The following is a 25,938-nucleotide window of genomic DNA, read 5'->3' as shown; positions in this document are numbered from 1 at the left end:
CACCATTATAGCTTGTTTCGGGGCAGAAAACCATCAAAAGCATGGCTACAGAGGGAATCGCTGACTCTAGAGATTAATGACCCCATCTGTGATCATAAGATTAGCGATCACTATACAGCCAACTCTACAGAATCGCTCTAACGGTACAGCCATTTTCAAGGGGAAAATGTACCCAGTGGTGGCTTGTGAATGTTTTCTGAGAAGCTCCATAAGGGTTTTGTTAGTTTTTTAGTATTTCTGTATGGGGGAAGTCCAGGTATAATTACTCGCTTGCGTGAATGAGATGATCCAGTTATGATGGATGGCCGGTACTCATCTCGGAAATTTTGGGCAAGCTATCTACCATGACCGTAGATTTTACGAAATTCCCGAGAAAATTCTGAAGGTACTCCGCTATTCGATACTAAAAGGGAAAAGGTGAAATCGATGGCCGCTTTCGAGGAAATACAACTAGAGGGATTATCTTCGGTCACGGTACCGGGGATCATTTCCCCGCTGGATATCTTCGGTAGGGTTTCGATCATCCCGTCGTCACTCTCCCCCCCCCGTGGATCGGATCGACGACAGGGATGCTACCGATCCGATCCAGGCGCTCTCCCTTCCCTCCTCGGAATTATCTTCCTTGTCCCTGACCGGACAAGAGCCAACGGTGGGAATGTCCGACGAAGATCCGCTATTGAGCGCAATGTCTCTCGCGACCGTCCCATTACCAGATCTCGTCGTGACTGATTTGAGCGCTCCCCCCGTCCGTCGGGCGGACACGAACATTTTCCCAGTGTCGTGGACGATAGCGAATCAGGGAACCGGTGCAACAACTTCGAGGGAGTGGATCGACGGTTTCTATCTCTCCACCGATGCCGTTTTTAGCCCAGATAGCGATACCAGTCCCATCGGCTATTACCGGCAAAAATCTCTAGGAGCGGGTGAAAGTTACACTTGGAGCGGGCTAAAAGTTGATCTGTACGGTCTAACACCGGGAAAATATTATTTATTTCTCGCCGTAGATAGATGGTACGGCGAGCTCGACAACGTTCAGGGGGAATCCGAGGAGACGAATAACGTTAGCGCGCCGGTTCCGATCGAGATTCTTCCCCCCGCAAATACAGATTTAGTCGTTTCCGATATTTATATAACGGAGCCACCGGATTCTGGTGGTTTCGTAGGCATTTCTTGGACGGTGACGAATCAGGGAACAGAAATTGCCACGGGAGGCTGGTGGGATTCCGTATACCTCTCCCGAGACGAGGTATACGATGATCAGGATCAATACCTCACGGACGCATTTATCGATTCGCAAACCGCTCTAGCTTCTAACGGTAGTTATTCAACACAACAAACGGTATATCTTCCGAACGATTTAGGAGATTTATCAGATTATTATTTAATTGTTGCCACCGATTTAGAGAACAGCCAATCGGAAAACAATAATAACAATAATACAAAAGCGATTCCCTTAATTTCTAGAGAGCGATCGGATCTAATCGTCGCGTCGATTACCGCACCCGATCAGGCTAATATTGGCGACACGATCGATGTTTCTTGGGTCGTGCAAAATCAGGGAACGGGAACGGCGATCGGTAGTCCCGACTATTACTATTACGATGGACTGAACTATTGGTGGGATAATGTTTATCTCTCTAGCGATCATATTTTAGATGACTCCGATCGCCTTCTAGAAAGCCTATACATTAGTAATCAACCGCCTCTGGCACCGGGGTTGGAGTATGGCACGGGAGCAACGGTAAATCTTCCTGACGATCTTTCGGGTAACTACTTTCTAATCGCATCGGCGGACGATTATAACCTAGAAAGAGAGAGCGACGAAAATAATAACACTCTGGCCCGACCGATATCCATTACCAACGATCGTCCCGATCTCGCGATCTCCGCAACCGAAACGCCGCGTACCGTTAATGCGGGAAGTAGTTTTCAAGTTTCTTGGACTGTCAAAAATCAGGGAACAGTAGCAGCAAATGCCAATTGGTACGATAATGTTTATCTATCTAATGATGCGACTTACGATAGTTCAGATTACTATCTGACTGACCAGTATATCGACAGTCAAACTCCCCTAGCTGCTAATGGAACTTACACGATTAACCGCAGTGTTACTCTTCCTTCTAATGTAGTTGGCGATCGCTATTTACTTTTCATTGCTGATCAGAATAATTATCAAGGTGAGATAGATGAAACTAACAATGTTTTAGCGGTTCCCATTACGATTAATGGAGCGGATTTAATAGTCTCTGCTTATTCGGCTCCCAGTCAAACCAGTTTAGGGAGTACCATTGATTTATCTTGGACAGTCAAAAATCAAGGAAAAGCTATTGCTACTGCGGATTGGTACGATAATGTTTATCTATCTAATGATGCGACTTACGATAGTTCAGATTACTATCTGACTGACCAGTATATCGACAGTCAAACTCCCCTAGCTGCTAATGGAACTTACACGATTAACCGCAGTGTTACTCTTCCTTCTAATGTAGTTGGCGATCGCTATTTACTTTTCATTGCTGATCAGAATAATTATCAAGGTGAGATAGATGAAACTAACAATGTTTTAGCGGTTCCCATTACGATTAATGGAGCGGATTTAATAGTCTCTGCTTATTCGGCTCCCAGTCAAACCAGTTTAGGGAGTACCATTGATTTATCTTGGACAGTCAAAAATCAAGGAAAAGCTATTGCTACTGCGGATTGGTATGATAGAGTTTATCTATCGAGAGATGCACTTTTAGATAGTTCAGATTCTCAGGTTACTTCTCAATATATTTCAACTCAAACGCCTCTAGCAGTTGAGGGAACTTATACAATTAATCGTAGCCTTACTTTATCTAACAGCCTACCCGCCGGACAACTTTACTTAATTTTTGCTACGGATAGAGATAACTATCAACTTGAAACCAGTGAAACCAATAATATTCTAGCTGTACCTATCACCATTGCGGGACCTGATTTAATATTGTCCGCAGCAACGGCTCCTGATTCAGCAGTTTTAAGTAGTAATATCAATGTTTCCTGGACAGTTACTAATCAGGGTACTATCTCAGCTAATGCAGGTTGGAGTGATCATATTTATGTTTCCAGCAATCCCCTATATGATAGTTCAGATATTTATGTTAATAGCTTTTACCGGAACAATTCTTTAACAGCTAATTTGAGCTATAGCCAAAACCAAACAATTACTCTCCCCGCCAATTCAGGAATAGGTGATCGCTATTTACTTTTCGTCACTGATAGGGATAAATCTCAAGGTGAAACCGATGATAATAATAATGTTAAAGCAGTCCCAATTAAACTGAGTGCGCCGGATTTAAAAATTGTTTCTGCAACTGCACCAAGTACAGCAATTTTAAACCAGAATATTAACGTTTCCTGGACGGTGAAAAATAGCGGAACTGTTAACGCTCCTGCTAACTGGTATGATTATGTGTATGTTTCCAATGATGACAAATGGGATACTTATGATTTACAAGTTGGCGATGGTTCACAATACATTGATAGTCAGACTCCCTTAGCTGCTGATGGAACTTATAATATTAGCAAAAATATTACAATTCCTACCAATGCAGCAACAGGAAATCGTTATTTGATTTTCTATGCAGATCGGAATAACAATCAGGGTGAAACCGATGAAAGTAATAATACCTTTGTAGTTCCCATTACTTTAGATGCTCCTGATTTAATTATCAGTGAGGTAACTGCACCTCAGACAGGAATTGTAGGTGGACAAATTCAGGTAACTTGGAAGGTGACAAATCAAGGAACTGTTGATGCTCCTACAGATTGGTACGATGATGTTTATCTTTCTAGCGATCAATGGTTAAATTATTCTTATTATTATTATAGTGATGATATTTTTTTGGGTCGTGAATCAATTACAACTCAAACCCCATTAGCTCCCAACGGTAGCTATTCTATCACTAAAACTTTTACCTTGCCCAATACAGGTATTTATTATAACAATCTACTGGAAAATAGTTATTTGATTTTTGCTACTGATCGAGGAAGTCAGCAAGGAGAAACTAATGAGAATAATAACCTGAAAGTTGTCCCGATAACGCTCCAAAAACCCGATTTGTTGGTAACAGATGCAACCGCACCAATTCAAGCAGATAATGGTAGCACAATCAGTGTATCCTGGACAGTGAAAAATCAAGGAACTGTTCCAGCTAATGCAGATTGGTATGATACAGTTCTTCTTTCTCAAGACAATCAGTTAGGGAATGACACTTATCTTAATCAAGAATATATTTCTACTCAAACTCCTCTAGCAGCAGATGGAAGTTATACGATCAATCGCAATTTAACTTTACCCAGTTCTAGCTCTTTTTCTGGAGATGGATATTTATTATTTGTTACTGACTATGGCTACAATTATTATAATTATTATGGTCAATATCAGCAAGCAGAAACCAATGAAAATAATAATGTTAAAGCTGTTGCCATTACCCTGGGAGTTCCTGATTTAACAGTTGCTAGTTTTACTGCTCCTAATACGGCAATTTTAGGCAGCACTGTTAATGTTGCTTGGACAGTAAAAAATCAAGGTAATGTATCAGCAAAAGCAGACTGGTACGACAAAATTTATATTTCTGATGATCAGATATTAGGAGGGACAGATACCTTAGTGACAGAGGAGTTAATTTACAGTCAAACTCCCCTAGCTGCTAATGGAAGTTATACCATTAATAAAGATATTTTTCTTCCTAGTACCGCGACTGGTAATCGCTATCTTTTATTGGTGACAGATGGTTCTAGTAATCAAGGAGAAACCAATGAAAACAATAATGTTAAAGCGATTCCCATTACTTTAACTGCTCCTGATTTAATTGTCAGCGACGTAACTGCTCCCACGCAAGCATCATCTGGGGGAATGATGGATGTTTCTTGGAAAGTCACCAATCAAGGAAACGTTGAAGCACCCGCAGATTGGCAAGATTACGTTTATCTGTCAGACGATCAGAACTTAGATTATTCTGATACTTTAGTTACTTCTGAATCCATTGCTACTCAAACACCTCTAGCAGCAGGTGGAAGTTACACAATCAATAAAAATATTACCTTACCTAATCGTCCTTCAGGAAATTATTATCTACTATTTGCTACTGATAGAAACGATAAGCAAGGAGAAACTAATAATAATAACAATGTTAAAGCAGTTCCCATTAGTATTGGCATTCCCGATTTAACGATTACCAATGCTACCGCACCGCAACGAGCCTCAGCAGGAGAAACGATCACTCTCTCTTGGACAGTTAAAAATCAAGGGACAACACCTGCTAATGCAAACTGGTATGATTATGTCTATGTTTCTAGCGATCAAGTAGTTGATAGTTCTGATATTTCTATCGTCTCTGAATATATCGACAGTCAAACTCCCCTAGCAGCAGACGGAAGTTATACAGCCACTCGCAATATCACCTTACCGAATAATGCAGCTTTAGTTGGCGATCGCTATTTAATTTTTGTAACCGACGGCAATCAAAATCAACCAGAGACGAGTGAAGGTAATAATCGTTTGATTATCCCCATCAATTTTTCAGCCTCAGATTTAACAATTACCAATGTCACCGCACCCAATACAGCAGTAGTTGGGAGTAATATTAACGTTTCCTGGACAGTCAAGAATCAAGGAAACGGTGCGGCCAATGGGAATTGGTACGATTATATTTATGTTTCTAATGACGCAAGTTTAGATAACTCATACCAAATTTCTAAATCCATGACAGACATCCACGCTCGAATGCTTGCCAAGCCTGCATTCGTTGTGACGCGAATAAAGAAAAATGGTATCCTATTGGTGATTTTCTCTCACTTAAGGTGAGCAGCAGAAGTTGTTCAAAGAGGGCGAATGCAATTCGCCCCTACAATAATATTATTTCGCCAATGGTAGGGGCGCACCGCGTGCGCCCAAAATGTCATCTGGATATTTCGACAAAATTGAGATGCACCAGGCATAACCATCTCTGTCATTACTTTTGAAAAATGGTATCAGACACCTACATAACTGGAGAATATATTGACAGTCAAACTCCCTTAGCCGCAGACGGAAGCTATACAATTACTCGTAATATTACCTTACCGAATAATATTGCTTTGGCTGGGGAGCGTTATTTGCTTTTTGTCGCTGATGGAAGTCGCAATCAATCAGAAACCAATGACAATAATAATGCTCAAGCACTTCCCATCACTCTAGGATACCCCGATCTAATTCCAAGTATTACTGGTGCTCCCAGTAACGCTATCTCAGGAACCACAATTCCCTTCCAATGGACAGTTAAAAACCAAGGATTATTTAAGACTCCAGAAAATTGGAAAGATCGGGTTTATCTATCCAGAGACAATAACTGGGATAATGGCGATTTGTTGCTCGGAGAATTCAGTCACAGCGGTTCTCTCACCACCAATGAAAGTTATAGGGGACAACTAAATCTAAATTTACCTATTGAAGTGAGTGGCGATCGCTATTTAATCCTGGTAACAGATGGGACGAATCAAGTTACTGAACCTAGTTCTGAAAGTAATAATATTACCACTGCATTATTACAAGTTCAACTCGCTCCCTATGCAGATTTAAGAGTTTTTGATGTCACTGCACCTTCCTTAAGTGTGGGAAATCCTGTAGAAGTAACCATAGACTGGAAAGTCGATAATATTGGAACAGGAACAGGAACAGTTAATAATTGGGTAGATCGCATTGTTGCTTCTGAGGATAATGTTGTTGGGAATGGGGATGACAAGATCTTAAAAGAATTCACTCGCACTGGATTGTTAGGGGTGGGAGAAAGCTATTTCCGCAGTGAAACGATTACCTTACCCGTTAACTTCCAAGGACATTATCGATTATTTGTCCAAACTGATGCTAAAAATACAATTTTTGAGAACAATTTAAAGGCCAATAATGCTGCGTCTGCACCTAACTTCTTTGATGTTGTCACCATTCCCTATGCTGATTTAGTTGTCTCTTCAGTAACCCCTCAAACTACAGGAAGCAGTGGACAAACTTTAAGTTTATCTTGGGTTGTTACTAATCTAAGTTCTACCAATGGAGGGAATGGAATCGGACCGACAAATAGCAGTTCTTGGACAGATACAGTTAGTTTAGCAAGTGATCCTGAAGGTAAAAATATTATTGCAAATTTAGGCAATTTTGATCATAGTGGAATACTAGCATTAGGAGGAAATTATACCAGAACTGCTAATGTTACACTTCCCAATGGATTGCAGGGAAATTATTATCTGGTGGTTAATAGGAATACAGGAGGAGTTTTTGAATTTATCTACAATGATAATAACCGTCGAATTTCTGCGCCAGTTAACGTTAGTTTAACTCCGCGTTACGAACAGGTTGTCAGAGTTACTTTACCTTCTCAAGTGACTGGAGAATGGTATATCACCCCTTGGAGTGACGCTTATGATGTCATTTTAGAAGACACCAGAGACACTAATATTAACCCCGATGATCCCAATGAATTAGACAATAATAATTACAAAGCAAGACCTATTACCGTTTTATTGACACCTCCTCCTGATTTAGTGGTAACTTCGGTAATTGCACCCTCTGAAGGATTGGGAGGAAAACCCTTTACTGTTAAATGGACAGTGAAGAATGAAGGCGCAGGAGAAACAGATAAAAATGAATGGACTGATAGAGTTTATTTATCCAATACTCCTACTATCAGTTCGAGTTCCCAATTGCTTGAATTGGGTAATATTAAGCATAATGGGAAATTAGGGAAAGGGGAAATTTATACCGGAGAATATACTTTTGATTTAACCCCTCCCGCGACGGGTAATCATATTATCGTGACAACAGATGTTTATGATAATATCTGGGAAGGTCCTTACGGAAGCAATAACAATCGTTCTCAGACGACTAATGTAACTGCTAGTCCCGCAGATTTACAAGTAACAAAGATTGAAGTTTTAGGAGATAACTTCTCTGGCGAAAAAACAACGATTAAATGGACGGTTACTAATCAGGGTGCGACCGTGTGGGATGGGACAAGATATTGGTTGGATGATGTTTATATATCCAGCGATCCCAATATCACCAATCCGAATGTTTTGAGATCAGGAGGAAATCAACCTCTCAGTTTTTATAATAATCCTGTAACTCCGCTAAAATTGGGAAGTTTTGCTTATCGTCCTATCCAACCTTTAAAATCAGGAGAAAGTTACACTCAAACTCAAGAAGTTACTTTACCACCGGGAGTGGGTGGAAAGTATTACTTCTATGTGGTGACAAATCCACAGGGACGCGATAAAGTTTGGTCTTATTGGGATAATGATAATGATCGCGAGGATTTTAGAGATCAAGTATATGAAAATCCTGCGAATAATATAGGTTTTCTTCTCAGTCCTATAATTTACCGCGAACCGGACTTACAAGTTACCAAAGTTATCGTCCCCAGTGAAACACCCAAATCAGGTCAAACTATCCCCATTAAATGGACAGTTACTAACTTAGGAAATCGGGATACTCGACAAGCACAATGGATTGATCGCGTCTATCTTTCCTCCGATCCTTCTCTTGATGGAAGCGATCGCAATTTAGGAGAATATTGGCGCGGTAGTAAATTAGCAGCAGGAGATTCCTATCAGGGAAGCTTAAATGTTACTTTACCTGATGGAGTTGAAGGAAATTTCTATATTTTAGTCTTCAGTGATTCTAATATTGATAACTCAAGTTCCGCACCTTACAACTTTGAATACGATTGGCGATCAGGTATAGACTTTGACTACAGTCCCTATCGAGAATTAGCCAGAGTCCCCGAATTTAGAGATGAAGGGAATAATATCACTGCTGTTCCCTTACCAATTAATCTAGCAGTCCCACCCGACTTGCAAGTTACTACTATCAATATCCCCGAAAGAGTGATTACAGGACAATCCTTTAATGTGACTTATACTGTCAGTAATAAAGGAGAAGGGGATACTCCACTAAGACAGTCAAATTGGACAGATTTAATTTATCTATCTCGCGATCCGTTCCTAGATTTACAAAGCGATCGCTATTTAGGATATGAAGATCGTACAGGAGGATTAACAGCAGGAAATAGCTACAGTGTTACTAAAACTTTCCGCGCACCGAGTGATCTAACTGGACCTTTTTCTGTCTTTGTTGTCACTGATTCACCCAGAGATAATATCAGAGGTAAAGTTTTTGAGGGAAATCAGGAAGGTAATAACGCTACTCCTAGCACCCAACCGCTAATTCTCCAGTTACCTCCCCCCTCAGATTTACAAGTAGAAAATATTACCTTACCTAGTCTGGAGCAAAGTGGCGAACCGATTACCATTGAATGGACGGTTAATAATAAAGGAGAATACAAAGCAGAGGGAGAATGGACAGATGCGGTCTATTTATCTGCGGATGAAACTTGGGATATCAACGACACTTTAATTGGTCGCAGCAGCTTTAAAGGATTATTAAACTCTAATCAATCCTATACTTCTAAACTGCAATCTATCCTACCACCTGCACCATTAGGACAATATCGAATTATCGTCCGTCCTGATATTTTTAATCAAGTTTATGAAGGAACAAATGAAGCCAATAACCGCACCACATCCCCAGGTACTATAACGGTAACGGTTCCTGAATTGCAATTAGGTGTTCCCCTACAAACGACCCTCAATACGGGACAAGAACGATTATTTAGAGTCAATGTAGGACTCGGACAAACGCTACAGGTCAATCTTACCTCAACCGCAACAGAAGCAGCTAATGAGTTATTTGTTCGCTTTGACAATGCACCCACTGGAATTGTTTATGATGCGTCTTATTCGGGACAATTGATTCCCAATCAAGAAGCAGTAATTCCTACGACTAAACCAGGAACTTACTATGTTTTAGTGCGGGGACAATCAGAACCACAAAATAATACTCCTGTCACCTTATTTGCTGATACTATTCCCTTCAGTATTACCGACATAGAAACAGACAGGGGAGGGGATAGCCGTTATGTGACAACAACAATTAAAGGCGCACAATTTAATCCGAAAGCGATTGTTAAGTTAGTGCGTCCCGGATTTGCTGAATATGAACCTGTGCGCTATGAAGTATTAGATAGTACCGAAATCAGAGCGATTTTCGATCTGACCAGTGCATTTCATGGTTTATATGATGTAAAAGTTATCAATCCCGACGGACAACAGGCGATTGTTCCCTATCGGTATTTAATAGAAAGAGCGATTGAACCTGACATCGATATTGGGTTAGGTGGTCCTCGCGTGTTAGCACCGGGAGATAAGGGAACTTATGGCGTATCTGTCAAGAGTTTAACTAACATTGATACTCCCTATGTTCACTTCAAATTTGGTGTTCCAGAGTTAGGTAAAAATGGTACTGTCTTTAATTTCCCCTATCTAAATTTTTACTCTAATCTCAGGGGTCAACCAGAAAATCAAAACCTAGAAGATGTCCCTTGGGCTAGGTTAATTTCTGATATTAATACCACGGGGGAAAATTTAGCCCCTGGTTATGTATTAGATTTACCGACAGGTGGCTTTATTGGTCAAACTTTTAATGCTCAAACTTACCCCGGACTTTCCGCATTATTAGCCCAAGATTTCCTGGGTTTACGCCTAGCATTAGAAGAACAGTATCCTAATCTCAAAGGACAAATTGAAAAACCAGAGGATCTCGATAAAGCTGTTCCCGGTTTGTATCAAACTTATAGGGATATTAAGCAGTACAACCCTCTCAGTGAAGAAGATCCTTTCGATGTAGCTTTCCAATTCTCGATCCTGGCGAGTGCAACTGCTTTAACCCGTCAAGAATTTATCGATCAGCAAACCGCAGAAGCCTTAAAACTCAGGAATGCTATTTTAAATGATGCTAGTGCATCGCAAGGATTAGTTATCTTAGCCGCCAATGCAGATACTTGGGTAAAAGCCTATTTAGCAGCTTTAGAAACCTCTGGGTTACTACGTCCTGAAAATCAGTCCCCACCTGTACGTCAAGATCCCCTAGTGATTAGTTTAATGGCGACCCTTGCTACAGGAATTTTAGCAGGACCAGAAGGCGATCGCATTACGACTAATGGCGATTTAGTTAGTTTCTTTGAACAAGTCCGCAAGTGGTATGGACATAACTCAACCAAAATCGGACAACAGTTACCTCCTAATCCCCAAGATTACGATTTAGGACTCACTCAAGATACCCATTTTGAAGCCTTTAATATCTATGTTCCTTTTAGTAATAAAGTAGGATCAGCACGTCTAGATTTACCTCCATTTGTTGCAGTTCCCCCACCAAGTTTTACTGGTTTCCTAAATAGGCCCGGAACTGTCAGCCAACAGGCGATTTTATTAGGTCCTGTTAGTGACAGCAAGCAAAATTTCCTACCCCAAAATCAACCCTTACCCTATACCATCCAATTTGAAAATGCGGCCACTGCTTCTGCAAAAGTCGGGGAAATTCGGATTGTCACCCAATTAGATAGCGATTTAGAACCCCGGACTTTCCAACTAGGCGACTTAAAAATTGGAGATATTCAGGTTAATATTCCTAACGGAAGAGGTAGTTTTGATGGAGATTTTGATTTTATTCGTTCAAAAGGCTTTATTTTAAGAGTTAGTGGCGGATTAGATCCCCTCTCCAATACAGCCACCTGGTTATTACAGGCGATCGATCCTGACACAGGCGAATTAGTCCAAAATCCCAATTTAGGCTTACTTTCCCCCAATAATGCTAGTGGAATCGGACAGGGTTTTGTTGCTTATACAGTTCAACCGAAAACTGATGTAAATACTCGTACTGAAATTACCTCTCAAGCGCGGGTAATCTTTAATACGGCTGCACCTTTTGATACTCAAACTCTATCCTATCTTCTTGATGCACAAGCCCCCACTACAACGGTTACGGTTCAACCTTTAAGTCAAGGTAGTTCCGACTATCAGGTAACTTGGAAGGCGATCGACGATAACAATGGTTCAGGAATTAAACACGTTACTGTCTATGTAGCTAAAGATGGCGGTAACTTGGAAATTTGGCAACGTCAAACCACAGAAACCTCAGCCATTTATCAAGGGGAAGCGGGACATAACTACGAATTTATCGCCCTAGCTACCGATAGCGCTGGCAATCGAGAACAACCCCGATTGGGGATTCAACCTCCCGATGATGGATCATCAGTGAATTTGGGAACTTTACCTAACTTTGATCGCACTTCTACTCCAGATTTAGGAAAACCTCCCTCTCCGACTCCCCAACCTTCTACTAATCCCCTTTTCACCGAAGCGGAAAAACTCATTCCCTCCGTTGTTCCTACCAGTCGTCAGTCGGAATTTGAATCAATTTTACAACCCTTCACTAGCCAAGCTTTTGTCACAGGAATCCGTCAGAGTCATGGGAATATTGGTCCAATGGCGATCGCTGTTAAGCCAGACGGTTCGGCCTTAATCAGTGGCGGTTCTGGACGCAATGAAATCTATTTAATTCCCCCTGAAGGTTTAGCCGGAAATGCAGGAGGAAATTTGGGCGCAAGCCTTGCGCCCCTACAGGTATTACCCTATCCGATTTTTGATCTGGCTTTCGATCCACAAGGAAATCTCTGGGCGACCACAGGTGGTAATGGTTTATTGAAACTAAATGCAGAAACAGGCGCAATTGTCAAGAATTATGGCGAAAGTATTACCCAAACTTTGGCAATTGATGCAGCAACGGGAACAATTTATGTTTCTGCGGCTAATGGAGTAGAAATCTTCGATCCGACTAAAGAATCCTTCAGCCATTTTAGTGACATTCGGGTAGGAAATTTAGCCTTCGATAATCAGGGTAACTTATGGGGAGCAACCTGGCCAAACAGAGGGGATATTATCCGCTTTGATAAGCGGGGTAAAGCGCAAAAAATGTTAGAGTTTAACAATCCAGTGGATTCTCTATCCTTTGGTAAGGCGGGAACAAAGTTAGAAGGATTGCTGTTTATTTCTAACAACAGTGGGGTGAAACCGAATACGGATAGTCAGTTAATCATGGTAGATGTGGCTACTTTGCGTCAGGTTTCTCTAGCCAAAGGGGGAAGTCGGGGAGATATTATCAAGACAACCGCAGATGGCAGAATATTATTGAGTCAATCCCATCAAATTGATGTGATTAGTCCTTTAGTTGCGCCGAGGGTTGCTTATACCAATCCTGCGCCCAATGCTAATCTAACGCTACCAGAAAATACCATAACCGTTGTCTTTGACCAAGATATGTTGGTGGGAACAGCGACGGATGCAGCATCAATTCTCAATCCGGCTAATTATCAATTAGCGGGTCAAACGGTGGGGAATTTAACGCCACTTAGTGTTATTTACGATCCTGCTACAAGGTCAGCATTGTTGAATTTTGAGACATTAATTCCTGATCAATACGAATTACGGGTAGAAAATAGTCTGAGAAGTAAGGCTGGTTTAGCAATGCCAGAAGATTATATCAGTAAATTTACCGCAATTTCTGACTTTTTACCCTTTGTTAACTTCCAGTTTAATACGCCCCGTTCTGATCGCGCTAATCAAACAGTTTCCTACGACGTTACTATTACCAGTAAGGGAGACTCGGATTTACTTTTACCTCTAGTTCTCCTTTTAGATCCCTCCCGTCAATTTACTGGACAACCTTTAGGCGCAACTGGAAAAAATGAAGAGGGAGCGTATTTAATCCATCTCAGTGATAGTTTACCCAATGGCCGTTTAAAACCTGGACAATCGATTACGGGAAAAGTAATTACTGTCAAAAATCCTGACAACTTACGGGTTGATTTCACCCCTGGACTTTATGCCTTACCTTATCCCAATCTAGCCCCTAATTTTACTTCTAGTCCGGTGATCAATGGGACTGCTGGTCAACCCTATAGTTACCAAGTAAAAGCCCAAGATCCCGATGGAGTCGCCCTCGCTTACTTATTATATGATGGACCGCAGGGAATGACCCTAAATGCTACAACCGGGGTGATTAATTGGACTCCCACTGCTACAAGTGCGGTGGAAACTCCTGTCACCCTGCGGGTGTATGATTCTCGCGGTGGCTATGGCACACAATCCTTTAAGATTAAGGTAGAAGGAGGCAACCATAAACCGATTTTACAGCCTTTGCCGACTCAAATTGAAGGTCAAGAAGGGGAAAGCTTACAGATTGGAATTGCAGCGATTGATGAAGACAACAATCCTCTCATTTTCTGGGCTGATAATTTACCTGGTGGAGCCGTTTTTGATGGGACTAAGGGTTTATTAACTTGGACTCCTGATTATGAAGCAGCAGGAATTTATGAGAATGTGACTTTCTTCGTCAGTGATGGGTTAGAAACAGTCAGCCAAAGTACTCAAATTCGCATTGCACCGATTAACCAAGCACCCACTTTAATTCGTCCCAGCGACAGAATAGTTAGAGAAGGGGATAAAGTTCGTCTGCAACTGACGGCCAATGATCCCGAAAAAGCAGAGTTAAAATATTCCAGTAATCTCTTACCTGGAGGAGCAAAATTAGATCCCAAGACAGGATTATTTGAATGGACTCCGGCTTATTTCCAAGCAGGAGAATTTGAGATTCCTTTCAGCGTCAGCGATGGGGAAAAGACAACAAAACAAAATGTCAAGATTACCGTATTTAATGCCAATGCTGTTCCGGTTTTTGACGAAATGGGAACTTGGCAAATTAAAGAAGGACAATTACTGTATATTCAAGCCTTTGCTTTTGACCCAGATAACCCCAGTTTTGCCTTACCCTTCCGCTTACCGGATGGTAGTTTAACCCCCTTAGAAGGAAGTGAAGCCTCAGTTACTTATACGGTTTCTACCCTTCCCAATGGGGGAACTTTTGATACAGATACAGCCACTTTAAAATGGACTCCCAATTTTACCTCGGTTGGCAATTATACGATTACTGTAACCGCAACAGATGACGGTAACGGAACAGGAAATAAAGCCTCGGCTAGTATTAATATTCCGATTCGGGTAGAAAATACCAATCGCATTCCAGAAATCACTCCTATTGGTAATAAAACTCTGCAACAGGGTGAGGTTTTGGAGATTCCTATTCAAGTAACTGATCCTGATGGTAATCCTATCGTAATTACTGCTCAAGGTTTACCAGGATTTGGTATTCCCAGCTTTGCTACTTTCACCGATAATAAAGATGGCACAGGTTTGTTAAGATTCGCGCCTAGTATAGCTGATGACAGTGGGGATTATACGATTACCCTAAAAGTCAGTGATGATGGGGATGGGGGTAAGAGTGCAGTTCAATCTCAAGAATATACTTTTATTGTCAGTGTTGCAGCCCAAAATGACTCACCAAGATTAAGCAGGATTAGTGATAAAGTTGCCGTCGTTGGGACTCCTTTACAATTTGAAATCGAAGCTAACGACAAGAATCAAGATAGTCTCAGCTTTAGCGCAATCGGATTACCCACTGGCGCAACTTTAACTTCTAGTAATATTTATGGAAAAGCGGAATTTAGCTGGACTCCAACGGCATCTAGTTTAGGTTCATATCCGATTACTATTAAAGTTACTGATAGTGGTAACGGCGATAGTAATAAGATTTTAAGTGACCAGAAAGCCTTTAATTTAGTTGTCAGAAACAGTAATCAAAATCCTGTTTTAGCGCCGATTACTAGCCAAACTATAGATGAAGGAAAAACCTGACAATTAACCGTCAGCGCCACCGATTCAGAGGGAGATTCCCTGACTTATACTGCGACCAATTTACCCCAAGGAGCAATCCTAGATCCTGTCACAGGTAGCTTAACCTGGACTCCTAAATATGCTGATGCAGGAACTTACAAAGATATTGCAATTACTGCGACCGATGGCAATAAATCTAGCACTCAACTCTTGACAATTCAGGCAAATAATGTTAATCAAAAACCCGTTTTAATCCCCGTTCCCATCCAAGCTGGAAGGGAAAAATCGGCGATTCAATTTTTCCTCTCTGGGAATGATGCAGATGGCGATTCTCTGAGTTATTCCGCGGTAACCAAACTTCCTGATGGTGCATTCTTCGATACTAGAACTCAACAATTCCGTTGGACTCCTGGTTACGAACAAGCGGGAGAATATAAAGTCAGATTTGCCGTTTTCGATCCCCAAGGAGCAAGCGATACCATCGATGTTACTCTTAAAGTCGATAATGTCAATCGTTCACCCAGCTTGAAAGTATCGAATCACAATGCTGTTTTAGGAAAAGAACTGAAATTCAACTTAATTGGTAGTGATCCTGACTTAAATACAACCCTAACGTACAGTGTCACAGACCTTCCCGAAGGAGCAACTTTTAACCCCAAAACAGGAGAATTTCGTTGGCTACCCAACCCCGGACAAGTGGGAGATTATCCCCTTACCTTTGGGGTATCCGATGGGGAAAGTAGTGTCACAGAACGAGTCTTAATTCATGGGGCGATCGCTCCCGAACCCTTACCTGTTACTATTGAATTAACTCCCAGTTTCCCTGCTATTCCAGAACAAAAAGTCTTAATTCATGCAATCGCTACCAGTCTGGCGGATATTGCCACGATTAATTTAAGCGTCAATGGACAACCTTTAACCCTAGATAGTCAGGGACGGGGTGAGTTTACCCCCAATACTCCTGGACAGTATTTAGTCACAGCCAAAGCTACAGATGTGGATGGATTTGCAGGACAAACAACCAGTATTATTAAAGTTCGTAATCCCCAGGATAATCTTCCCCCTGTAGTTGCTTTCTTGAATAATTTAGAAGGAGAAAAAATCACTAATGTCACCTCCATTGTTGGGACAGTAGCGGATCTAAACCTAGATGAATGGTCACTAGAATTAGCCACCTTGGGAAGTAACCACTATGTTAAACTAGCAGATGGAAATCAAGCGATCGCCACTGCACCGTTAACCCAATTAGAGCCGACTACCCTCAGCAATGGTTTCTATCAACTCAAATTAAATGCAACAGATATCAGTGGTCGCACCAGTTTAACCACAGCAATCATTGAGATTAACACTTCCCAAAAATCCAGTCAGTACCAACGTAGTGAAACAGATTTAACTGTCACCTTAGATGGAGTCAATTTAGACTTAATTCGCGCCTATGATTCCTTAAATAGTAGTCAATCAGCAACCTTTGGTCAGGGTTGGCGATTAACGAATACAGATACTCAAATTCAAACTAATGTCCCCTCCAGTGGACGAGAAAACTTAGGGGTTTATAATCCTTTCCGAGTCGGAACAAGACTCTATTTAACCTTACCGAATGGAGAACGAGTCGGCTTTACTTTCCAACCTCAACGCCAGGAAATTCCGGGGTTAGTCTATTACACTCCTGCTTGGGTTGCTGATACTGGAGTTAACTACACCTTACAATCCCAAAATGCCTTATTATCCCTCGCGGGAGAACGTCTCTATGAACTGAAAACAGGACAACCCTATAATCCTACCACCGTAAGAGCGCAAGCCTTGCACCCAAGCCCAAGCTTTACCCTAACCGCACCAGATGGAACGATTTATCATTTAGATGCAATAGGGAAGGTACAAGCACAAATCACCCCCAATGGGGTTAAATTGACCTACAGTGACAGTGGAATCATCAGTCCGAGTGGGGAGTCGGTTGGCTTTATCGAGGATGCTGAGGGACGTTTAAGCCAAATTAGCGCACCAGACGGCAGAATTATTACTTATAAGTACGATGCTCAAGGTAATCTGGTTAATGTCCGTAATTTAGCCCTAGCCCAATCTAATTATTACAGTTACTCTGAGGATAATCGTTTAACCCTAGTGGCTGCGGCTAATCAACCAGGTGCTACTATTAGCTACAATACCCCACAACCGCAAGTTATAACTTTAACTGGCAATTTAGGGAGTGCTTTCCAATTTAACCCAACTGTAACTCAAGGACAGTTTAAGACAGGGGAAATTCAGCGTTACAGTTTCAGTGTGCGTCAATCGGAAGTCAATTCTACCGCGACGGGAATTGTCTTATTAGGAGTTGAGGTGAAAGGTAATAACATTGACCCTAATTTACCTCTAATTCAAGGCTTAACGCCGCTATCTAGCCAATTAAACAGCAATAGTGCCTTTAGTTTATTTGCAGTTGACCAAGAAAGCCTAAATTTACTAGAAATTCAAGGGAATACGGGTAACTATTCCCTGCAAGTCTTTGTCGCTGGGGATGTCAACCAAGATGGTTTAGTAGATGGGGTTGATGGTCAGTTGCTGATGGTAGGATTAGGGCGTAAAGTGGGAGAAGCTGGCTATTCTCTCAATCTGGATGTCAACCGCGATGGGACAATTAACGCCACCGATGTGCAGATTTTGGGGAGCAATTTCGGATTTAAAGCCAATCAGTCCCCCGTTGTCCAGACAACTTCCCTGTTAACCCATGAGGATTTACAGGTGACTGTTCCTTTAATCAATCTAGCGGAAGATTTAGAAGGAGATGAGGTCTTCTATCGGGTTCTCAATCCGGTTAATGGTACGGTAGGAATGACCCCCAATGGTAAGGGAGCAATTTTTACTCCCAGTGCAGACTATACAGGTACAGCGAGTTTTGAGTTAATCGCCGATGATGGTTTTAGTAGCAGTCAACCGGTGACGGTGACAGTCAATGTCAGTGATGCAGCTTTGATTGATTTAGATATTCAGAATCGCAATCCTTTATTAGACAAAGGGGAAAGAACTCAACTCATCTTTATTGGTGACTTTGCTGACCAAAAAGATGTTATTCTCCCCAGTAACTACCTTACTTTAGCTTCTAGTAATCCCACCGCCGCGACGATTAATCCTAGCGGTCAAGTGTTGGGATTAGCAGAGGGAAATGGGGTTATTTCTGTTTCTCGCAATGGGATTCAAGCAGTAACAGCGTTTAATGTGGGGATTCCGACAGAAGCGATCGAGCAGGCAATTTTGGTGTTAGGGTTGGGTAAATATCCCGAAACCCTAGCTTTACCGAGTCAAGTAGGAACAAGACAGTTAAAAATTGATGTCGCCGGACAGATTGATTTAACTAAGGCAGAGCAAGGAACGCGCTACTATGTCGGTAATTCTGATGTTGTATCTGTTAGTGCTGATGGGTTGGTAACAGCCAAAAATCCAGGTTTAACGACGATTACGGTGATTAATGGTGGTTCTGAAGCGTTAATTCCCGTTAAAGTAACTAATCCTCTTAGTGGTCCAGTTGTGATTAGCAATGAGGGAGGAGTCGTTCAAGGTGCGGATGGTTCTCTGATTAGTATCGGACCGGAAACGATTGCTGAAGGAGTTACTGTAAGTATTAACGCGATTGGGGTCGATAGCTTACCCTACTTGATTCCCGAACCCTTCCAAGCCTTAAAAGCCTTTGAGTTGAATTTAGGCAATAAGACTCTCAATCAACCAATTCAGTTAGCAATTCCTGTGGATTCTAGTTTAGCAGTAGGGGCAGAAGTATATTTCTTCCGTGCTAGTACTGTTCCCGATGAGAATGGCAATGAACAACCTGTATGGTTGCAGTTAGAGAAAGGTATTGTGGGGAGTGATGGCTATGCTCGCACAAGTTCGCCACCGTTTACGGGAATTTGGGGTAGTGGGACTTATTTTATGGGATATGCTCCACGGGAGTCTTTAAGCGTGGTAAATATTACTCTGGAAGGCAATCCTGGAAATAGTGTTGTTATCTTTAAAGATGCTCCTGCACCCATTAATAGCCTACAGACTCAATCCTTCTCAATCCCAGAAGAAAGTATTATTCAGCCTCAATTTTTAGGTGGGTTAATGGCTTCGATTGGAATGATGGGGTTTGGCGTAACATTTGTTCCAGGAGGCTATAAACTAATTGAGGTGCGCTCCATTCCTGAAGTTGGTTTACCCACCAAGACAACCTTTAATTTAGAATTAAAACCGGGAACAAATACGCTACAACTACCTATTACTTTGCCCCCAGTCCCTAAGAATCCGTTAGTAGATCCTGTGATTCTTTCAGCTAAATTAGAGATTACTGAGACTGAACCTCAAGTAACTTTATATGGCGATCGCTTTAAAGGAGATCTATTCACGCCTAATGGAGCAGCAACACCAAAAGTTTATTTCCACAATCTGAATGGTACTAAAGTAGAAGGGAAAATCCTGTCAGCTACTAATACCAAAATTCAAGTCAGCGTTCCTCAATCAATTGTAATTGGTTTAGCTGATGTTTCTGTCGTGCGTCCAGGATTTAAGACCATTACTACGCCTTTACAAGTTGAGAAAATACCAACAGATTTTGAAAGCAATCGAATTTCTTTTGAAAATTACCTTGAAGGAAAATATGCAGTCTCCGCACTAGGGTTTAAGCGACTAGGATTCATAGATCAAGAAACGGGGGATATCGTCGCTCGACTCACTTTTCAAGATGGCGTTATGGCGGCTCAAACCGTTGCGCCAACCCCTGATTTAACCCGTGTTTATGCTCCTAGAGGTAATGGTTTAATCTCTGTTGTGGATATGCAAGCCTTAAGGCAGGTGGATATCGATCCCAATACCCCAGAAATTGATTCCATCAGAATCGCTGGCGCTAGTCCCTATTGGGCAATTAGCGATAATGATGGAGATTATCTTTATGTGAGCGATCGCTTACAACCGCTGATCTATGTGATTGATATTCAGGCAGATTCAGCCACTTATCATCAGTTAGTTCATACTATCTCGGTTGATGCGGCCTCTGGTATTCCTCGTCTTGCCTTTAACAGTGATGGGACTAAACTCTATGCTACTGCCCCCGCACAAAGAGGATTTGGATCGATTTTAGGCCAACACCAACAAGTTCAATCAGGAAACATTATTGTTATTGATGTCAATCCAGAATCAGAGACAATTTGGCAACAAACTAAGGTTATCGCGGTGGGAAGAGAACCCTACGCGATTATTACAACCCCAGAACCCAATGTGATGCTGTTTACCAATCGTTCTGAAGATCGAAGAGGTTTGGGTATCCTCCGCAATGATGTGTTTGTTGATAGTGTTGACTTAACTTTAGGGAGTTATTCAGATTACTTAGATGTCAACAATGCTTCTGGGATTGCTTTCTTACCCGCCGGTACATTAGGCGCAAGTCAAACAGTAGATTATGCCTTTGTCTCAGCTTTTAATACCTATTTTGGCGGAGTTATTTCTAAAGATCCTAACTACAATCCTTACAGTCATGAAGATTGGTTTAATTATCTCTCTCATATTAACTATCGTCCTGCGGGAGGCAATGTGGGAATTATTCGGGATCCTCTCAACAAAACGGGGCAACGTCAGCTATACTTTAGACGTTCATAATCTGAGATTTATTAAACTTCTGAAATCGTAGAGTAAGCAAGGAATCCAGTTCTTTTTTATGTTTCAGATGGGCATCATTCAGACATTCATAAATAGCTGAAGAAAAGTCAGAAAAGTTTTCATAATATTTACCATATAAACATTTCTTTTTGACAAATTTCCACAGCCTTTCAATTAAATTTAGATTAGGCGAATAAGACGGCAGATAGAGTAGCTCTATTGACAAAGAAAGAGCCAATTCTTCAACAATTTTACATTTCTGATAGCGGGCATTATCTAAGACTAGAGTAATGGGAATTATTAGTCCTAAAGCAGCTATTTTTTCAAGAAGTTCACCGACTTGAGTTGCTGTAATATAAGTGTCATTTGTTACCAGAATAACTTCATGAGTTATTGCATTTAATGCTCCTAAAACATTAAAGCGTTTACGCCCGCTCGGTGACTTAACGAAAAGTCTCTCAAAACACCAATACCGAGAAAAGCTCCCATAACAAAGTGAGCAGCATCAACAAAAAAAACAGCCCTTTTTCCTTCTTTAGCCTCATTTAGTCTTGGTTCTAGCTTTTTTTCTTTGTAGTCTTCTTGTTCATCTGGGTCAGCTTTAGAAGGAAGAGAACCTACTTTTAAACATTTCATTCCCATTGATTTTAAGAATTTCCTCACTTGGGTAGGACTTCGTTTTATTCCTGTCAATTCTTCTATTCTACATACAGCTTCATTTATTGTGGCTGGTGGATTTTTCTCAAAATATTTTTTGAGGGTTTCTCTTTGAGACTCTAATTCACTTTTAGGGCGATAGAAGTTGATTTCTTTTAATTTTTCTATTCCGCCTTCTTGATAATCTCGAAGATAGGTTAATAAGGTATTTGGCGAGATTCCTGCTAACTGACAAATTTTTTGGTGCGGTATCTTTTGACTCTTTAACCAAAGAACTTCCATCTTCAGTTGAACCCGGGGATGGGGATGATGAAATCTTTCATAATACAGTGAGTTCTTTTCTTCTTCTGTGAATTCTAGGTTAATCATGTTTTTAATGAGTGCTTTGCTTCTAATTATGACTCTCCAACTATATTATTATCCCTGAGTAAAAAATGCAAGTTGTAGCCGTGCAAAGTATAACAAGGATTTTGCGCGGCTTTAGATTTATTGGGCTTTTTCCTGATTTGTAGCCAGTAACTGGAGTTTAGACTAAATGTTTACCCAAGCGGCGATCGCATTTAAATAGGGTTTGCTGAAAAAGTTTGTTCGTGGGTTTAGGAGTCGGTCGTCGGTCGTCGGGAGTCGGGAGTCTCAGGCTTTGTTGCCCTGTTTTTTTGTACCAAGCTATGTACTACAAGAAGGATAATGCCAGGTTTTTGAGAGTCCCAATCCGATTTTCGCAGCACTAACACCGAATTTTAACAGGTCAAAAGCCTTATTTTAAAAGGGTTTTACCATTATTCAGCAAGCCCTACATATATTAATAAAGCGAGAATAACAAAAAGGGAGAAAATAAAAAATACAAGCATTAAAGAAACTCCCTTAGATGAATAATAGACTTGTTGGGTTATAAGGGATAATAAGAAAAAAAGCAATGATCAGAAAATCCAAGAATGCTAGATATAGAAAGGATACTCAAACAAGATCGCTTAATACGGGCGATGACAGGGCTAAATAGCAAAGCCTTCAATGCACTCCTACCAAGGAGTACAGAAGCGTATGAAAAAAGTCTAATCAAACCCGAAATAAAAAGAAAACGGGCAATGGGAGGAGGGAGAAAAGCAACATTGAGAGAAATGAAAGACAAATTGTTCTATATATTGTTGTACTGCAAATGTTATCCGACTTTCGACCTGATGAGTGTGTTATTTAATTTTGACCGTTCCTGCGCTCACCAATGGGTACATCGACTGTTGCCGATATTAGAGGTATCATTAGGTGACAAAAAAGCGTTGCCAGTTCGTCAGTTAACAAGCATCTACTGAATTTGTCGAAAAATTTCCCTTCGTCAAAAAAGTCATCTTAGATGGAACAGAGCGTCCAGTACAACGCCCGCAAGATAATGAGAAACAGAAAGAGTATTATTCAGGGAAGAAAAAACGACATACGAGGAAACACATTACAGGCAGTACAGATGAAAAGCGTGTCATCTACTTGAGTAAAGCGAGGGGAGGAAAAGCCCATGATAAAAAACAATTGGACGAGGAAAATTTAGGAGAATATATCCCCAATGACGTTGCAATAGAGGGAGATTTAGGGTTTAAGGGATTGGAACAAGAATATGAAAATGTTTATCTCCCGCATAAAAAGCCAAAAGGAAAAGAGTTAAGTGCACTTCAGAAGATACAAAATAGAGAATTGAGTCGAGAACGAGTGAAATGTGAACACGCTCATGCTCCGAATAAAGCGATATAACTGTGTAACGGCTGTTTATAGGAATCGTGTGCCTGATTTTGATGACCGCTTGATGTTGAATTCTACTGGTTTATGGAACTTCTATTTGGATGCTGCTTAATTGGTAAGAGATAATGAAATCCTTACTGTGCAAACTTTCTGTTTCTTTTTTATTTCCCAACAGGTCTAATAACATTCTGGAACTTCAAAAATTTAGAACAGAGGCCTATAGAATCCATTTGGTATCTTAGGATACAGCTAATCGTCGTAGTAGAAGTCGAAGAAAACAGAGATGAATTTTGGTAGTGGAGTGTTCTAAAGTGCGCTCAAAATTTTTGACTAAAGATTTGCAGCGTTCCATCCAAGAATTACTTCTTTCAATCCCCCATCGAGTTTTTACAGGTACGAATCCTGAGCAACCCTTCTCCGCTTTTTCGGTTTTTGACGGTTTTGGAGACAGTTCAAACTGAATTTTAGTCATTATCTCTGGATAGACCTTAACCAACTCCTTCTCTATTTTGTCAGGATGATAACCATTATCTACAAGAATAGTCGTCTTAGGCAGTTCCGACGGTTTTAACTTGAAATAGTCAATACCTCGAGTTAAGGGACTTGCGTATTAATAAATTACCATCTAGACTAGAGAAGCAACTTGTTACTCCCACTCTCAACTATGGTAACTGAACTGACTGAAAAAATCAAATCAAGCTTGAAAGATGCGGCAAAAAAGCTGACAGGTTTTAAGAAAAGGGCTTTTATGGCGCAAGTAACTATAGACTATTTTAACTCTTCGCCGCGCCAAGCCGAAACAGAATTGGGATGGTCTAGGCAGGCAATAGCAACGGGATTGAAAGAGTTAGAAACTGGAATTATTTGTGTTGATAATTATCGTGCTAGGGGGAGAAAAAAAACGGAGGAACTGCTACCAAACTTAGAGGCAGATATTAAAAGTTTAGTGGAGATGTACTCGCAAGCATACCCTAAATTCCCATCAACTTTTGCCTTTACTAAAATCAGTGCCAGAGCCGTAAGAGAGGCATTAAGAGAAGAAAAAGGCTATCGAGATGAACAATTGCCCTCTCGTCAAACCATTGGAGATATTTTGAATCGAATGGGCTATAGTTTAAAAAAAACACAAAAAATAAAACCGCTCAAAAAAATCCCAGAAACCGAGGCAATTTTTGCCAACGGAGCTACGGGCCAATCAAGCCGCTGACAACCAGACTAAATCTTTGAGAATTTCCTTGGATAGCAAAGCTAAAGTTAAGATAGGCAATTTATCTCGTCAGGGTAAAGCCCGCTATCTCGAGCCATTAAAAGCTAATGATCATGATAGGGAATGGATGGCTGTTTTAGTCCCTTTAGGAATTCTAGATATGAGGGGAGAACGCCTGTCTATTTATTTCGGTCAATCGGCTGAAACCTCAGATTTTGTAGCAGATTGTTTAGAGTTGTGGTGGCAAGAAAATCAAGCAATCTATCCAGGGTTAGAAGAATTAGTCATTGATTTAGATGGAGGGGCAGCCACTCGCAGCAACCGCAGCCAATTTATCAAAAGAATGGTAGACTTTGCCCGAAAAACTCAGTGGCAAATACGGCTCATCTATTACCCGCAAATGCCCTAGTAAATATAATCCAATTGAAAGGTGTTGGACCGTCTTAGAGAACTATTGGAATGGGGCAATTTTAGATTCAATTGATGCGGCTCTTAATTGGGCTTCTAACATGACTTGGAAGGGGATAAAACCTCTAGTGCATTTGGGAGAAGGAACTTATGAAAAAGGGGTGAAGGTTTTGGCTAAGAACTAGAACAATTGCAACCTTTCAACGCAGCGTTCTGAAACTTTGCCCAAATGGGATGTGACGGTTCTGCCCTCCTAGCTGGCATCTTATTTTTACGCAAGTCCCTTAGTTACATCTGATCAATTTGAGAATGACTACAAAAGGAGAATTTAAAGTCAGGCTAAATGCTGGTAAAGCCAGCTAAATTTTTGTTAAAGTTTCTTGATTATCATGACAAAAAATGCTAATTAATTCAGATAATTATCAGTAGTTTTTGATGGAATCAAAACAAATTACTGGCAAGTTTAATTATTAAAAGAGGGTGAGGGCCCATGGCCAAACCCGAAACCTAGCTGCTAACAACCGAAAAAGTTGGGTTAGTATTAGGGTAGATACCCTCTGAGGAGTTGCACTAATTATATGGACATCAAATTAATCTTGTTGGCATTGACGGCTGTATTCACCGTCTCTTGTCTCTTTTTCGGCACCCGCAACGGTTTTTATGATAGCGATAACTACGATGGCAACGGTTCGGCTCACTAA

General features: G+C 41.0%; 8 protein-coding genes and 3 pseudogenes. 9 read left to right on the top strand and 2 right to left on the bottom strand.

What is annotated here, in order from left to right; translation table 11 throughout:
- Window positions 1-335 precede the first annotated feature (335 nt).
- Window positions 336-488, bottom strand: a complete 153-nt coding sequence (locus GQR42_RS26890; RefSeq protein WP_158202309.1) for a hypothetical protein — start codon at window positions 486-488, stop codon at window positions 336-338.
- 59 nt (window positions 489-547) lie between these two features.
- Between GQR42_RS26890 and GQR42_RS26885 the strand changes: the two genes are divergently transcribed.
- The 4 genes and pseudogenes from GQR42_RS26885 (at window position 548) to GQR42_RS26870 (ending at window position 21,240) form a co-directional block, all read left to right on the top strand.
- Complete coding sequence (locus GQR42_RS26885; protein ID WP_158202308.1) at window positions 548-5,830, top strand: CARDB domain-containing protein; 5,283 nt, start codon at window positions 548-550, stop codon at window positions 5,828-5,830.
- A gap of 161 nt (window positions 5,831-5,991) precedes the next feature.
- Window positions 5,992-15,642, top strand: a complete 9,651-nt coding sequence (locus GQR42_RS26880) for a CARDB domain-containing protein (protein ID WP_158202307.1) — start codon at window positions 5,992-5,994, stop codon at window positions 15,640-15,642.
- A 24-nt stretch (window positions 15,643-15,666) separates the two neighbouring features.
- Window positions 15,667-15,831, top strand: a pseudogene (locus GQR42_RS30250) (putative Ig domain-containing protein); the annotation flags it as partial.
- A complete protein-coding gene (locus GQR42_RS26870; RefSeq protein ID WP_158202306.1) occupies window positions 15,832-21,240 on the top strand; it encodes a putative Ig domain-containing protein in 5,409 nt (1,802 codons plus the stop codon).
- Here the strand turns inward: GQR42_RS26870 and GQR42_RS26865 are convergent.
- Window positions 21,227-22,266: pseudogene (locus tag GQR42_RS26865) on the bottom strand (IS630 family transposase). The gene GQR42_RS26870 and the pseudogene GQR42_RS26865 overlap by 14 nt on opposite strands.
- Window positions 22,267-22,832: 566 nt before the next feature.
- On the opposite strand from GQR42_RS26865, the gene GQR42_RS28085 reads away from it, so the two are divergent.
- The 5 genes and pseudogenes from GQR42_RS28085 to GQR42_RS29705 all read left to right on the top strand — a co-directional run bounded on the left by GQR42_RS28085 (window position 22,833) and on the right by GQR42_RS29705 (window position 25,938).
- Window positions 22,833-23,204, top strand: coding sequence for a helix-turn-helix domain-containing protein (locus GQR42_RS28085; RefSeq protein ID WP_199273248.1), 372 nt, complete (start codon window positions 22,833-22,835; stop codon window positions 23,202-23,204).
- A 34-nt stretch (window positions 23,205-23,238) separates the two neighbouring features.
- Window positions 23,239-23,634, top strand: a complete 396-nt coding sequence (locus tag GQR42_RS28080; RefSeq protein ID WP_199273365.1) for a transposase family protein — start codon at window positions 23,239-23,241, stop codon at window positions 23,632-23,634.
- 652 nt (window positions 23,635-24,286) lie between these two features.
- A pseudogene (locus tag GQR42_RS30245) lies at window positions 24,287-25,238 on the top strand (ISAzo13-like element transposase-related protein).
- Entirely contained in the window at window positions 25,183-25,422 is a 240-nt protein-coding gene (locus GQR42_RS30240; protein ID WP_158202304.1) for an ISAzo13-like element transposase-related protein, read from the top strand. The pseudogene GQR42_RS30245 and the gene GQR42_RS30240 overlap by 56 nt, the downstream one beginning before the upstream one ends.
- A gap of 393 nt (window positions 25,423-25,815) precedes the next feature.
- Window positions 25,816-25,938 (top strand): hypothetical protein, encoded by a 123-nt coding sequence (locus tag GQR42_RS29705; protein WP_002737208.1) that lies wholly within the window; start codon window positions 25,816-25,818, stop codon window positions 25,936-25,938.

The organism is Microcystis aeruginosa FD4 (assembly GCF_009792235.1).
In the GTDB taxonomy this organism is placed as follows: domain Bacteria; phylum Cyanobacteriota; class Cyanobacteriia; order Cyanobacteriales; family Microcystaceae; genus Microcystis; species Microcystis viridis.
The sequence above is the reverse complement of the archived record's forward strand: the minus strand, read 5'-3'. Positions and strand labels throughout refer to the sequence as shown.